11 protein-coding genes and 1 pseudogene are annotated in these 13,862 nt (G+C 50.2%); 10 read left to right on the forward strand and 2 right to left on the reverse strand.

Annotated features, from left to right (window positions below):
• A pseudogene (locus DW819_RS15805) lies at positions 1–194 on the reverse strand (hypothetical protein); the annotation flags it as partial.
• 402 nt (positions 195–596) lie between these two features.
• Between DW819_RS15805 and DW819_RS12205 the strand changes: the two are divergent.
• The 7 genes from DW819_RS12205 to DW819_RS12235 all read left to right on the forward strand — a co-directional run bounded on the left by DW819_RS12205 (position 597) and on the right by DW819_RS12235 (position 8,725).
• Complete coding sequence (locus tag DW819_RS12205; RefSeq protein ID WP_182432646.1) at positions 597–1,187, forward strand: hypothetical protein; 591 nt, start codon at positions 597–599, stop codon at positions 1,185–1,187.
• 15 nt (positions 1,188–1,202) lie between these two features.
• Complete coding sequence (locus tag DW819_RS12210) at positions 1,203–1,601, forward strand: hypothetical protein (protein WP_118733531.1); 399 nt, start codon at positions 1,203–1,205, stop codon at positions 1,599–1,601.
• Between the two features lie 289 nt (positions 1,602–1,890).
• Complete coding sequence (gene leuB, locus DW819_RS12215; RefSeq protein WP_118733532.1) at positions 1,891–2,976, forward strand: 3-isopropylmalate dehydrogenase; 1,086 nt, start codon at positions 1,891–1,893, stop codon at positions 2,974–2,976.
• A gap of 42 nt (positions 2,977–3,018) precedes the next feature.
• The gene (ilvD, locus tag DW819_RS12220) at positions 3,019–4,680 is read left to right on the forward strand and encodes a dihydroxy-acid dehydratase (protein ID WP_118733533.1); all 1,662 of its coding nucleotides are present in this window, start codon (positions 3,019–3,021) and stop codon (positions 4,678–4,680) included.
• A 39-nt stretch (positions 4,681–4,719) separates the two neighbouring features.
• Positions 4,720–6,426 carry a biosynthetic-type acetolactate synthase large subunit gene (ilvB, locus tag DW819_RS12225; RefSeq protein WP_118733534.1) on the forward strand — a complete coding sequence of 569 codons (1,707 nt, stop codon included), beginning with the start codon at positions 4,720–4,722 and terminating at the stop codon, positions 6,424–6,426.
• 56 nt (positions 6,427–6,482) lie between these two features.
• Positions 6,483–7,568 (forward strand): 3-phosphoserine/phosphohydroxythreonine transaminase, encoded by a 1,086-nt coding sequence (gene serC, locus DW819_RS12230; RefSeq protein WP_118733535.1) that lies wholly within the window; start codon positions 6,483–6,485, stop codon positions 7,566–7,568.
• Entirely contained in the window at positions 7,565–8,725 is a 1,161-nt protein-coding gene (locus DW819_RS12235; protein WP_118733536.1) for a phosphoglycerate dehydrogenase, read from the forward strand. The genes serC and DW819_RS12235 overlap by 4 nt, the downstream gene beginning before the upstream one ends.
• Before the next feature lie 15 nt (positions 8,726–8,740).
• Here DW819_RS12235 and DW819_RS12240 read toward each other — a convergent pair whose 3' ends face one another.
• The gene (locus DW819_RS12240; RefSeq protein ID WP_118733537.1) at positions 8,741–9,625 is read right to left on the reverse strand and encodes a S8 family peptidase; all 885 of its coding nucleotides are present in this window, start codon (positions 9,623–9,625) and stop codon (positions 8,741–8,743) included.
• A 568-nt stretch (positions 9,626–10,193) separates the two neighbouring features.
• Between DW819_RS12240 and recA the strand changes: the two genes are divergently transcribed.
• From recA to rny, 3 genes are all read left to right on the forward strand, one after another.
• Positions 10,194–11,276, forward strand: coding sequence for a recombinase RecA (recA, locus tag DW819_RS12245; protein ID WP_118733538.1), 1,083 nt, complete (start codon positions 10,194–10,196; stop codon positions 11,274–11,276).
• 55 nt (positions 11,277–11,331) lie between these two features.
• Positions 11,332–11,856, forward strand: a complete 525-nt coding sequence (locus DW819_RS12250) for a regulatory protein RecX (RefSeq protein ID WP_207665310.1) — start codon at positions 11,332–11,334, stop codon at positions 11,854–11,856.
• 143 nt (positions 11,857–11,999) lie between these two features.
• Positions 12,000–13,544 (forward strand): ribonuclease Y, encoded by a 1,545-nt coding sequence (rny, locus tag DW819_RS12255; protein ID WP_118733540.1) that lies wholly within the window; start codon positions 12,000–12,002, stop codon positions 13,542–13,544.
• Positions 13,545–13,862: the final 318 nt, after the last annotated feature.

Consider the following 13,862-nt stretch of genomic DNA (forward strand, 5'->3'; position numbering starts at 1 on the left):
TCCAGGGTCGTGATGACCAGTTCTTCCGGATCCTGATATGCGGTGTCATTCATCGCATTATAAAGTGCCAGAAGCGCCCGCTTTTCCTTAAAGATCATTCGAAAGATCCGGTCTTTGTAGGCGCGGACCGGAACGGGGTGTTTCAGATTCTTCTCGGTCTGATAAAATGCAGTGGTCAATGTGTTTTTTGCCATAGGCATCTCCTTCCTTATGCCGGAATCCCATTCTGCTTTTCTTTATCATTCTGGAATTCCTTTGTGTTGATAGTTGGGTGTTCAAGCAAAGAAAAATTCCAGTAGATAATTCAGAATGGCATCGCCATAGAAATGAGAGAACCGCAGGCTGTAACCAAATGCACCATGACCAATGCGGTTTAAAAGAATATTTCTGCTTTGCCTATAACATATCATGTTTATAAAGGAGCTGCAAGCATTTTTCGAACCTTTATTCGTTCCGTCCTATAATTGCAATTATAGAGAATCGAAAGAAAATCGTCAGATAATTGCCCGGCAAATTCGTTGACAAATGCCATTGGAAAAAGGTATCATAAACTATAGCAGTAAGAGTGTTCTGACGGAAAAAGGAGAATGATCGTTATGAAGAAAAATATGTTTAAGATTATGGCGCTGAGCCTGGCTATGGCTACGTTATCTACCACTGCGGCTTTTGCGGCAGGCTGGGGCAAGGTTGGCAGTGAGTGGTATTATTACCAGGAGGACGGAACCGTGGCAAGAAATACCTGGATCAACACGCTGGTCAGCAACGATGAATCCGGCGAGCTTACCTATCAGGTGGGCAATAAGGATTTTGCGACCGAAGAGGGTAAGACCATCGCTGCGTCCTACTGGGTACAGGGAAATGGCACTATGGCTGCCAGCTGCTGGGTAGCAGACGGAGATGCCTGGTATCGTGTAGATGCAAAGGGTCTGATCCTGAAAGACCAGGTCTATAATGAGAATAAGGATATGTACTATCTCGGCAAGGATGGCAGAATGGTGACCAATTCCTGGTATCAGAATGAGGAAGGCAAGTGGTATTACTTTGGCGAGAATGGCAAGGCAGTCAAAAACGGCTGGAAGACCATTGATGATGCAGAGTATTACTTCTTAAAGAGTGGCACTATGGCAACTGATGTAAATATTCCGGGCGGCGGACATGTTGGAGCAGACGGAAAGCGTGACCGCTAAAGAAAGGACAGATGCATGAAGATGACGGGAGTTATGAAAAGGGCGGCTGTGTTGTGCATGGCAGTGCTGCTTACTTTGTCTTCTGCATTCTTAAGCTATGCGGAGAACGGCTGGAAGCGCAGCGGAAGTGTATGGAATTATTACTATTCCAATGGCAAGATGGCTAAAAATACCTGGATCAAAAATGGAGATGTGCTGTTCTGGATCGAGGAGGACGGTACTATGGCCACATCCAAATGGCACGAACAGGACCATACCTGGTACTATCTGGATGCCAGCGGAGCAGCTGTGACCGGCTGGAAAGAAATAGACGGGAAGTGGTACTATTTCAAGGAAGATCATGCTATGGCTACGGAAGAAACGATCGGAAGCTATTATGTAGGCAAAGATGGGGCCTGGGACAGCCGCAAATAAGACAGAAAACGCAGCACCAGGGCACAGAAACGATAATATGAAATCAAAATATCGCCGTGAGGATATACCTTGCGGCGATATTTTTTTGTCATTTTATAACTGTAAATTATAGAGTTAATTCCAATCTTGTATAGATGTTTCTGAATAAATTCTGGCAGATCGGTTGAAAAATGGAAATAAATGCGTTAATATGGGAAGAAACACGTTATGATTCATACATAGCGCAAACAGACAGATACCCCAATCCCCTATGACCGGAGCGGGATGGATCAGAAAGAGGTAAGACACCATGAATTGTAATATCGTAACGATTCCCGGAGATGGAATCGGACCGGAGATTGTGCGCGAGGCGTGCAAGGTACTTGATAAGGTTGGGGAGGTGTACGGACATAGCTTCCAGTACACAAAAATTCTGATGGGCGGCTGCTCCATCGATGAATACGGAGTTCCGTTGACCGATGAGGCCCTGGAAACCGCAAAGAAAAGTGATGCGGTTTTACTTGGTGCTGTTGGCGGCAATGTAGGAAATTCAAAATGGTACGACGTGGCACCGAACTTAAGACCTGAGGCGGGGCTGCTGGCAATCCGCAAAGGCCTTAATTTATTTGCGAACCTTCGCCCGGCTTACCTGTACAAGGAGCTGGCAGATGCCTGTCCGTTAAAAAAAGAAAACATCGGCGACGGCTTTGACATGATCATCGTGCGTGAGCTGACCGGCGGTCTGTACTTTGGCGAGCGTCATACCGAGGAAGTAGATGGCGTGCTGCAGGCAACCGATACCCTGACCTACAACGAGAATGAGATCCGCCGCATTGCCATCAAGGCATTTGATATTGCCATGAAGAGAAGAAAACATGTCATCAGCGTGGACAAGGCCAACGTGCTGGATTCCTCAAGACTCTGGAGAAAGGTTGTTGAGGAAGTGGCTAAGGATTATCCGGAAGTAAAGCTGGAGCATATGCTGGTTGATAACTGTGCTATGCAGCTTGTCATGAATCCGGGGCAGTTCGATGTTGTGCTGACCGAGAACATGTTCGGTGATATTCTTTCGGATGAGGCGAGCATGATCACCGGTTCCATCGGTATGCTGTCTTCCGCAAGCTTAAACGAGACCAAATTTGGCATGTACGAGCCAAGCCATGGCTCCGCACCGGATATTGCAGGTAAAAACCTGGCAAACCCGATCGCCACGGTCCTTTCCGCAGCCATGATGCTTCGTTATTCCTTTGATATGGATAAGGAGGCAGATGCCATTGAGGCAGCAGTTCAGCAGGTGCTGACGGAAGGCTACCGCACCGGTGATATTTATTCTGAGAAATGCAGGAAGGTCGGAACTATCGAGATGGGTGACCTGATTGCGGCACGCATCCAGTAAAAATGTATCATATACAGGAGTTCACATGAGGAGGAGTCAGATATGAGAAGTGATAATGCAAAAGCAGGAATGCAGCAGGCACCGGCCCGCTCTCTGTTCCGTGCGCTGGGATTAACCGATGAAGAAATGGAACGTCCGTTAATCGGTATCGTAAGTTCCTACAATGAGATCGTACCGGGTCATATGCATCTGGACAAGATTGTAGATGCAGTAAAGCAGGGTGTAGCCATGGCAGGCGGAACTCCGATCGTATTCCCGGCCATTGCAGTGTGTGACGGTATTGCCATGGGACATGTGGGAATGAAATACTCCCTGGTAACCCGTGATCTGATTGCTGACTCCACCGAGTGTATGGCACTGGCACATCAGTTTGACGCGCTGGTCATGGTTCCGAACTGTGACAAGAATGTTCCGGGCCTTTTAATGGCGGCAGCCCGCTTAAACATCCCTACCGTGTTCGTCAGCGGCGGTCCGATGTTAGCCGGTCACGTAAAAGGCGAGAAGCGCAGCCTTTCCAGTATGTTTGAGGCAGTCGGCTCCTATGCAGCAGGCCTTATGACTGAGGAGGATGTCAAGGAGTTTGAGTGCAAGGTCTGCCCGACCTGCGGTTCCTGCTCCGGTATGTACACTGCAAACAGTATGAACTGTCTGACCGAAGTTCTCGGCATGGGCTTAAAGGGCAACGGAACCATTCCGGCCGTTTATTCCGAGCGTCTGGTCCTGGCAAAGCATGCCGGTATGGCAGTTATGGATATGTTAAAGAAAAACATCCGTCCGAGAGATATCATGACCGAGGCAGCATTCCGCAACGCCTTGACCATGGATATGGCTCTTGGCTGCAGCACCAACAGCATGCTGCATCTGCCGGCTATCGCCCATGAGGCTGGCGTTGAGCTGAATGTAGACATTGCGAATGAGATCAGTGCAAAGACTCCGAACCTGTGCCATCTTGCACCGGCAGGACATACCTATATGGAAGATTTAAACGAGGCAGGCGGCATCTACGCAGTTATGAATGAGATCAGCAAGCTTGGTCTCTTAAATCTGGACTGCATGACTGTAACCGGCAGGACTGTTGGCGAGAACATCAAGGACTGCGTCAACAAGAACCCGGAGGTCATCCGTACCATCGACAATCCGTACTCTAAAACCGGCGGCATCGCAGTTCTGCGCGGCAACCTGGCACCGGATTCCTGCGTTGTAAAACGTTCCGCAGTGGCACCGGAGATGCTGGTACATGAGGGTCCGGCGCGTGTCTTCGACAGCGAGGACGATGCCATCGCAGCCATCAAGGGCGGCAAGATCGTAGCCGGTGACGTGGTAGTTATCCGTTATGAGGGACCAAAGGGCGGTCCGGGCATGAGAGAGATGTTAAACCCGACCTCCGCCATCGTTGGCATGGGCCTTGGCTCTACGGTAGCCCTGATCACCGACGGACGTTTCAGCGGCGCATCCCGCGGTGCATCCATCGGCCATGTGAGCCCGGAGGCAGCAGCAGGCGGCCCAATCGGCCTGGTGGAAGAGGGCGATATCATTGCCATCGATATCAACGCCAATACCATCAACATGAAGGTATCGGATGAAGAACTGGCAAGACGCCGCGCAAACTGGACTCCGAAGACCAAAGAGGTCAGCGGATACTTAAAGCGCTATGCTGCACTGGTTACCAGCGCAGACAAGGGCGCAATCTTAAAAGGAAACTAAGCGTAGACCGTAGCAGAGACAGATAAGGAGTGTTTTGACATGGCGGAAACCAGAGTATTAAATGGATCAGAAATCCTGATCGAATGTTTAAAAGAACAGGGTGTAAAGACCGTGTTCGGTTATCCGGGAGGAGCCATCTTAAATATCTATGATGCGCTTTACAAGCATCAGGATGAGATTACCCACATCCTGACCTCCCATGAGCAGGGCGCATCCCATGCTGCGGACGGTTATGCAAGAGTTACGGGAAAGGTTGGCGTATGCCTGGCTACTTCCGGCCCGGGCGCTACCAACCTGGTAACCGGTATTGCGACCGCATTCATGGACTCCATCCCAATGGTAGCCATTACCTGTAATGTTGGTGTGAGCCTGCTTGGCCGCGACAGCTTTCAGGAGATCGACATCACCGGCGTGACCATGCCGATCACCAAATACAATTTCATCGTAAAAGATATCAAAAAGCTGGCCGATACCGTGCGCCGGGCATTTACCATCGCGCAGAGCGGCAGACCGGGTCCGGTCCTGATCGATATCACCAAGGATGTGACTGCGGCAGAGTATGAATACACTCCGCAGGAGCCGGCTCCGATCGTGCGTCAGACCGATACCATCCGCGAGGAGGATATCGAGGCTGCGCTGGAGATGATCCGTAATAGCCAGAAGCCGTTTATTTTCGTGGGCGGCGGAGCAGTGCTTTCCAGTGCATCTGAGGAGCTGAGGGCACTGGCTCACAAGATCCAGGCGCCGGTTGCCGATTCTCTGATGGGAAAGGGTGCGTTTGACGGAACTGATGAGCTCTACACCGGTATGCTCGGCATGCACGGAACCAAGACCTCCAACTTTGGGGTGAGTGAGTGTGATCTCCTGATCGTGGCAGGAGCCCGCTTCAGTGACCGTGTTACCGGCAATGCCTCCAGGTTTGCGAAGAATGCAAAGATCCTTCAGATCGATGTAGACCCGGCTGAGATCAACAAAAACATCCACACTCATGCAAGCGTCATCGGTGACTTAAAGATAGTTCTGCGCAAGCTCAACGCCCGTCTGGATCCGATGAATCATGAGGAATGGATCCAGCATGTAGAGCGCATGAAGGACATGTATCCGCTGCGCTATGATAAGACCCAGCTTACCGGCCCGTTCATCATGGAGACTATTGATGAGCTGACTAAGGGCGACGCCGTTATCTGTACTGAGGTTGGCCAGCACCAGATGTGGGCTGCACAGTACTACAAATACAGAAAGCCGAGAACCCTTCTTACTTCCGGCGGACTTGGCACCATGGGCTATGGCCTGGGCGCTTCCATCGGAGCAAAGATGGCCTGCGGCGATATGGGACATCCGGATACCCCGGTATTCAATATTGCTGGAGACGGCTGCTTCCGTATGAATATGAATGAGATCGCTACCGCCACCCGCTACAATATCCCGATCATCCAGGTTGTGGTAAACAACCACGTGCTGGGTATGGTGCGCCAGTGGCAGAACCTGTTCTACGGAAAACGCTATTCACATACTGTATTAAATGATGCAGTGGATTTTGTGAAGCTGGCTGAGGCCATGGGTGCAAAGGCTTACCGCGTGATCAGACAGGAAGATTTAAAGCCGGTTCTGGAGGAGGCTATTGCGCTTAAGGCTCCGGTACTCATTGAGTGCCAGATCAACTGTGACGACAAGGTATACCCGATGGTATCACCGGGAGCTCCGATCCAGGATGCATTTGATGACACCGATCTGAAAATTAAGTAGGATCGTTATCATATAATTATGAGAAATCTAATTCTATAAAGAAGGAGGAAGAAACAATGGGAAGAGTCTACAATTTCTCAGCAGGACCAGCCGTATTACCGGAGGAAGTCCTGAAGGAAGCCGCAGAAGAAATGCTTGATTACAGAGGCACCGGAATGTCAGTGATGGAGATGAGCCATCGATCTAAAGCCTTTGAGACCATTATCGAGGAAGCGGAGCAGGACCTTCGGGATCTGATGAACATTCCGGATAATTACAAAGTGCTGTTTTTGCAGGGAGGTGCCCATCTGCAGTTCTCCGCCATTCCGCAGAACCTGATGAAAAACGGTGTAGCTGATTACATCATCACGGGTCAGTGGGCGAAGAAGGCATTTAAGGAAGCGCAGAAATACGGAAAGGCAGTGGCTGTTGCATCAAGTGAAGACAAGACTTTCAGCTATATTCCGGACTGCTCTGACCTGCCGATCGACGATGACGCAGACTATGTATATATCTGCGAGAATAATACCATCTATGGCACCAAATACAAAACCCTGCCAAATACTAAGGGAAAAACGCTGGTGGCTGACATCTCTTCCTGCTTCCTCTCTGAGCCGGTGGATGTAACCAAATATGGTCTGCTTTACGGTGGTGCCCAGAAAAATGTCGGACCTGCAGGTGTTGTTATCGTGATCATCCGTGAGGACCTGATCCGTGAGGATGTGCTTCCGGGAACCCCGACCATCTGCCAGTACAAGGTGCAGGCCGATGCCAAGTCTCTGTATAATACCCCGCCATGCTATGGCATTTATATCTGCGGCAAGGTATTCAAATGGTTAAAGAAACGCGGCGGTCTTCAGGCTATGAAGGAGTACAATGAGAAAAAGGCAAAGATCCTCTACGATTTCCTGGATCAGAGCAAGCTGTTTAAGGGAACCGTTGCCAAAGAGGATCGTTCCTTAATGAATGTTCCGTTTGTTACGGGAGATAAAGATCTGGATGCAGAGTTTGTCAAAGAGGCAACTGCAGCGGGCTTTGTAAACTTAAAGGGACACCGTACCGTAGGCGGCATGCGTGCCAGCATCTACAATGCCATGCCGATGGAAGGCGTGGAGAAGCTGGTTGCGTTCATGAAGAAATTTGAGGAGGCGCATCAGGCATGAGAAAGATCCATTGCATCAACGCCATTTCTAAATATGGCGCAGACCAGTTCACAGAAGACTATCAGCTCACAGATGAGGTAAATGAGGCAGAGGGTATTCTGGTCCGCAGCGCATCCCTTCATGAAATGCAGTTTTCCAACTCCCTGCTGGCTATTGCCCGCGCAGGAGCCGGTGTCAATAACATTCCGCTCGATGCTTGTGCACAGGAAGGCATTGTTGTTTTTAACACTCCGGGTGCCAATGCGAATGGCGTTAAGGAGCTGGTGCTTGCCGGATTGTTCCTGGCATCCCGCGATATCGTGGGCGGTATCGAGTGGTGCAAAGAGAATAAAGAGGACGCAAACATTGCCAAATCTGCCGAGAAGGCAAAGAAGGCCTTCGCCGGCTGCGAGATCAAGGGCAAGAAGCTTGGTGTGGTAGGTCTGGGTGCCATTGGTGCTGAGGTTGCCAATACAGCCATTGCTCTGGGTATGGAGGTTTACGGCTATGATCCGTACATTTCTGTTAATGCGGCATGGAGACTGTCTCGTGATGTAAAGCATACCACCAGCCTGGACACGATCTGCCAGGAGTGTGATTACATTACCCTGCATGTTCCGGCTGTGGATTCCACAAAGGGCATGATCAACAAGGCTGCCATCGAGCAGATGAAGGACGGTGTGATGATCTTAAACTTTGCCCGTGACCTTCTGGTCAATGAAGATGACCTGGCTGAGGCATTAAAGTCCGGCAAGGTAAAAAAATATGTGACCGACTTTGCAAATCCGAAGTCCGTGAACATGGACAATACCATTGTGATCCCGCACCTGGGCGCTTCCACGGAAGAGTCTGAGGACAATTGTGCGAAGATGGCAGTTCAGGAGATCATGGATTATCTGGAAAACGGAAATATCCGTAACTCCGTCAACTATCCGGCCTGCGATATGGGCGTGAAGAAGGCGGCCTGCCGTGTGGCAGTTTTACATATGAATATTCCGAACATGATTGGTCAGATTACCGGAGTACTGGCTGCCGGAAAGATCAACATTTCCGACATGACCAACAAGAGCCGCGACAAGTTCGCTTATACCCTGATGGATCTGGAGCATACGCCGGATGACATCATGGTACAGAAATTAAATGCCATTGAGGGTGTCTTAAGAGTCAGACTTATCTGATCAGAAAACCGTACATTATTTTAAAAGGCTGGGGATATCGAGAAGTCCCCAGCCTTGCTGGTTTCTGGGGAGACCAAGATCTACGGCACGTTCCCGCAAAAGAAGCTTTACATCGCGGTTGGACATTTCCGGATTCTGCTCCAAAAGCAGGGCAATGGCACCGGAAACATAAGGAGTGGCCATACTGGTGCCGCTTTTTATGGTGTAACAGCCGCTCTGATTGCTGCAGCTTGTGATGGCCGCCCCCGGAGCTACAATATCCGGTTTACATACACAGGAACGGGTCGGTCCCCGCCCAGAGTAGTCGGACATGCGGCTGCCCATGACATTGACTACCTGGTCATCATCGGAACAGCCTACCGTGATGACTTTGCGGCTGATGCCCGGCGTGGTGATGGTTCCCCGCTTTGGTCCCATGTTCCCAGCTGCCACAACCACTACAAGGCCTGCATCCCAGATTTCTTCGACACCGCGCACCAGGGCAGATGTCTCACTCATGTTCCGGCCGGAGAACGAGCCGACGGACACATTGACGATACGGATGTTGAATCGGTCGCGCTGCTGCAGGATGAGGTGGAGACCGGCCAGGACATCGGAAACATAGCCGCCGCCCCGTTTGTCCAGCACCTTGACCGGAATGAGGTGGCAGCCGGGAGCGATGCCGCAGAACCGGCCTTTGCTGGCACTGCCGTCCCCGGCGATGATGCCGCAGACATGAGTGCCGTGTCCGTTATCATCATAAGGCAGCCGTCGTCGCCGTACCATATCAAAAAAGGCGGCGATCCGTTCCTGATAGTCTTCGTGGGGAAAGCAGCCGGTATCCAGTACGGCTACCCCAATGCCGCGTCCGGTGGGGTGGTCAGAACCGGATCCGGGAGGGAAAATGGGGGCCTGGCTCATGGGAACTCCCGGCTTTTTTTACTGTTATGGTATTCAGGAGAAGCACTTCCCGTACGTGTCCATACTTAAGAATATCTTCATAATCTATTTAAACATTATACAAACATTTCCGTAAGGCTTATGTTATACTAAAGTCAGAAAAAAGATATACATCTGAACTCCTTAAAACTTTTTTGAAACGAATATGTAAGAAAAAATCCTGTGCAACCATCACGGCACAGGATTTTTTTGTTTCATTTGACATGCTGTCTGCGGCATGCTATATTGAAGATGCAGTCCAGCGGGCCGTCCGGCCCATCTGATTATCCGGCCTTTCGCCAGAATCCACTTTTATCATTGAGAAAACCGATTCTGTTCAGAATATGCACCGTTCTTTGCAGTATCGGCAAAACCCTGTTGCCGGGCACACATGTGTGAATCAGTAAGGGAACAGCAAAAATCCTGCGGCTGAGCGGAAACAATTTGTTGACATTTGAAGCAGTTTATACTATGATTAAAACATTGAAAAGAACATTTGTTCGCAGACTGAAATACAGAAAACTGCGAGGTTCTGCATTTGGAGGAAGATATGAATAAAGACGATAAATTAAAAGCATTGGACGCTGCCATCACACAGATTGAGAAGTCTTACGGAAAGGGCTCTATCATGAAACTGGGCGATTCCGGCACCAATATGAATATTGAAACCGTTCCGACCGGTTCCATCAGCCTGGATATCGCGCTGGGCCTTGGCGGTGTGCCGAAGGGCCGTGTCATTGAGATCTACGGACCGGAGTCCAGTGGTAAAACTACGGTAGCACTCCACATGGTTGCAGAGGTACAGAAGCGCGGCGGCATTGCCGGCTTCATCGACGCAGAGCATGCGCTGGATCCGGTATACGCAAAGAATATCGGTGTGGATATTGACAATCTCTACATTTCGCAGCCGGACAACGGTGAGCAGGCTCTGGAAATTACCGAGACCATGGTTCGTTCCGGCGCAGTAGATATTGTGATCGTGGACTCTGTTGCAGCTCTGGTTCCAAAGGCCGAGATTGATGGTGAGATGGGAGATTCCCATGTGGGCCTGCAGGCCCGCCTGATGTCTCAGGCACTGCGTAAGCTGACCGGTATCATCAGCAAGTCAAACTGTTGTGTGATCTTTATCAACCAGCTGCGTGAAAAGGTTGGAGTTATGTTCGGCAATCCGGAGACGACCACCGGCGGCCGTGCACTGAAGTTCTATTCCTCCGTCCGCATGGATGTGCGCCGTGTGGAGTCCATCAAGCAGGGCGGCGAGGTGATCGGCAATCATGTACGTGTCAAAGTCGTAAAAAATAAGATTGCTCCGCCGTTCAAGGAGGCAGAGTTTGACATTATGTTCGGTCAGGGCATTTCCAAAGAGGGAGATATTCTGGACCTGGCAGCCAAGGATAACATCGTGGAGAAGAGCGGTGCCTGGTATGCCTACGGCGGCGCCAAGATCGGCCAGGGCCGTGAAAATGCCAAGACCTACCTGCGTGAGCATCCGGCAGTCTGCGCTGAGATTGAGACGAAGGTGCGTGAGAAACACGGCCTTCCGGCAGATGAGGCGGTAGCGGCCCTCGCAGCAGGCGCAGCAGAGGAAGAGGTGCAGGACGCAGCATTCACCGGTGCTGATGACGCTGAGTAGTTCTATGAAAATATGGACTATACAGGGCGGAGAAGTACAGGTGCAAAGTCTGCCCATGGAATCTTTGCAGTCCGGAAAACAGCAGAATCCGGCGGCAAACAGAAAGAAAGCAAACGGTCAGAACAGAACAGTCCGGGAGTGCGCCCTCGCACTCCTGGAGTTTCGTGACCGGACCGAGCGGGAACTTCGCCGGAAGCTGAAAGAGCGTGAATACAGCACAGAGGAAATAGATGAGACGGTACTCTTTTTAAAAGAGTACCGTTATTTAGACGATGCGGCTTACGCGGGGCGTTATATCCGCACCTGTGCCGCACGGAAAAGCCGCTGGCAGATCCGGGCAGATTTAGAGCGCAAGGGAGTATCCCGTGAGATCATTGATCTTCAGCTTCAGGAGGAATATGTGGACGAGGACAGCCAGATCCGAAAGCTTCTTGAGAAGAAAGGATATGAACCCGGAAAGAGCATGGAGCCTGCAGAATACCGTCGTCTTATGGGGGCACTTGGCCGCCGCGGATTCTCCGGTGAGGCAATCCGCAGAGTCATGGAAAGCATGCGTGAGGAGTATGACTCGTTCCTCTGATTGTAGCTGCAGAACGTATAAGGCTGCTTCCATTCAGAAAATTCGTGCCCATGAAAGGTATCTTATTGACATAGTGCACAAAACAGTTTAAAATTGAAGTGTTGTATTGGTGTACAATGAAAATTAAATAAGGAGGTGCTCCTGTGTCAACGATAATAGCAGTTGTAATTACACTGTGTGTTGTGGCGCCTATTACCTGGGCTGTTGCGACCGCGCATCGGAAGAATGCTTACGAAAGCAAGATCGGAACCGCGGAAGAAAAAGCCAGGGAAATAATAGATGAAGCGTTAAAGACGGCAGAGACAAAGAAGCGAGAAGCTCTCCTGGAGGCAAAGGAAGAGTCTTTAAAGACTAAGAATGAGCTGGATAAAGAGACAAAGGAAAGAAGAGCTGAACTTCAGCGCTATGAACGACGTGTGCTGAGCAAAGAAGAAAATCTGGACAAAAAAGCAGAGAACATGGAACGGCGGGAAGCCGGACTTGCATCCCGTGAGGAAGCCTTGAACAAGCGTAACAGCGAGGTTGAGGCCCTGTACGAAAAAGGAATACAGGAACTGGAGCGTATTTCCGGTTTAACCTCCGAACAGGCAAAAGAGTATCTGCTCAGATCTGTTGAGGCAGAGGTCAAGCATGATACTGCCAAGATGATCAAGGATCTGGAAAACAAGGCAAAAGAAGAGGCTGACAAAAAGGCAAAAGAGTACGTGGTCACTGCAATCCAGAGATGTGCTGCAGACCATGTGGCCGAGACGACGGTGTCAGTCGTACAGCTTCCGAACGATGAAATGAAGGGTCGCATCATTGGCCGTGAGGGTCGTAACATCCGTACCCTTGAGACCATGACCGGCGTAGAGCTGATCATCGATGATACTCCGGAGGCGGTGGTATTATCCGGCTTTGATCCGGTACGGCGTGAGGTGGCAAGAATTGCCCTGGAACGTCTGATCGTGGATGGACGTATCCATCCTGCAAGAATCGAAGAGATGGTAGAGAAAGCGCAGCGTGAAGTTGAAGCGAATATGCGTGAGGATGGTGAGGCTGCAGCCCTTGAGGTTGGCATCCATGGAATCCATCCGGAACTGATCAAACTGCTTGGTAAGATGAAGTTCAGAACCAGTTACGGTCAGAATGCGTTAAAGCATTCTATCGAGGTTGCACAGCTGGCAGGTCTGCTGGCCGCAGAGGTCGGAGCAGATGTGCGTCTGGCAAAGCGTGCCGGTTTACTGCATGACATTGGAAAAGCCATTGACCATGAGATGGAGGGCTCCCATGTACAGCTTGGTGCAGATCTTTGCAGAAAGTACAAAGAGTCTCCTACTGTTATCAACGCAGTAGAATCCCATCATGGTGATGTTGAGCCGCAGGGTCTGATCCCGTGCCTGGTACAGGCTGCAGATACGATTTCCGCAGCAAGACCTGGTGCAAGAAGAGAGACTGTGGAGACATATACCAACAGATTAAAACAGCTTGAAGAGATCACAAACTCCTTCAAGGGAGTTGACAAGTCCTTTGCCATCCAGGCAGGCCGTGAGGTTCGTATCATGGTTATCCCGGAGCAGGTAAGTGACGACGATATGGTCCTGATGGCACGTGAGATTTCCAAGCGCATCGAGGATGAGCTGGAATATCCGGGCCAGATCAAGGTCAACGTGATCCGCGAATCCCGTGTGACAGATTACGCAAAATAATCGTTTTCATGCGGACAGCAGCACAGTATATCAACAGAAATGAAAGACCGGTATTGAGAAAATGCCGGTCTTTTTTATTTCATAGGAAATTGCGTCCTATGAAACAAAAAGCGCTCCGCAGGGATGCGCACTCGGCGCAAAGGTAGATGGTTGCTGAAGCAACCGCGCCTCGGCGCGAGAATGTGCCAAGGCACATTCTTTTTTATAAGCATATTTATGTCTGAAAATTGACTTTTTTACTGTTACCCTTTATACTACATAGAAGAAAAGTCAAAAAAAGAAACGGCAATGTGAAGGGGCATTACACCATTCGAGAAG

Origin of the sequence: Clostridium sp. AM33-3 (assembly GCF_003480315.1) — a bacterium.
GTDB lineage: Bacteria > Bacillota > Clostridia > Lachnospirales > Lachnospiraceae > Brotaphodocola.

Excerpts from the sequence above, each read along its gene's own strand:
- DW819_RS12235 (WP_118733536.1), top strand. The coding sequence starts at position 7,565 with ATGAGAAAGATCCATTGCATCAACGCCATTTCTAAATATGGCGCAGAC.
- ilvB (WP_118733534.1), top strand. The coding sequence starts at position 4,720 with ATGGCGGAAACCAGAGTATTAAATGGATCAGAAATCCTGATCGAATGT.
- DW819_RS12205 (WP_182432646.1), top strand. The coding sequence starts at position 597 with ATGAAGAAAAATATGTTTAAGATTATGGCGCTGAGCCTGGCTATGGCT.
- leuB (WP_118733532.1), top strand. The coding sequence starts at position 1,891 with ATGAATTGTAATATCGTAACGATTCCCGGAGATGGAATCGGACCGGAG.
- recA (WP_118733538.1), top strand. The coding sequence starts at position 10,194 with ATGAATAAAGACGATAAATTAAAAGCATTGGACGCTGCCATCACACAG.
- serC (WP_118733535.1), top strand. The coding sequence starts at position 6,483 with ATGGGAAGAGTCTACAATTTCTCAGCAGGACCAGCCGTATTACCGGAG.
- DW819_RS12210 (WP_118733531.1), top strand. The coding sequence starts at position 1,203 with ATGAAGATGACGGGAGTTATGAAAAGGGCGGCTGTGTTGTGCATGGCA.
- DW819_RS12240 (WP_118733537.1), bottom strand. The coding sequence starts at position 9,625 with ATGAGCCAGGCCCCCATTTTCCCTCCCGGATCCGGTTCTGACCACCCC.
- ilvD (WP_118733533.1), top strand. The coding sequence starts at position 3,019 with ATGAGAAGTGATAATGCAAAAGCAGGAATGCAGCAGGCACCGGCCCGC.
- DW819_RS12250 (WP_207665310.1), top strand. The coding sequence starts at position 11,332 with ATGGAATCTTTGCAGTCCGGAAAACAGCAGAATCCGGCGGCAAACAGA.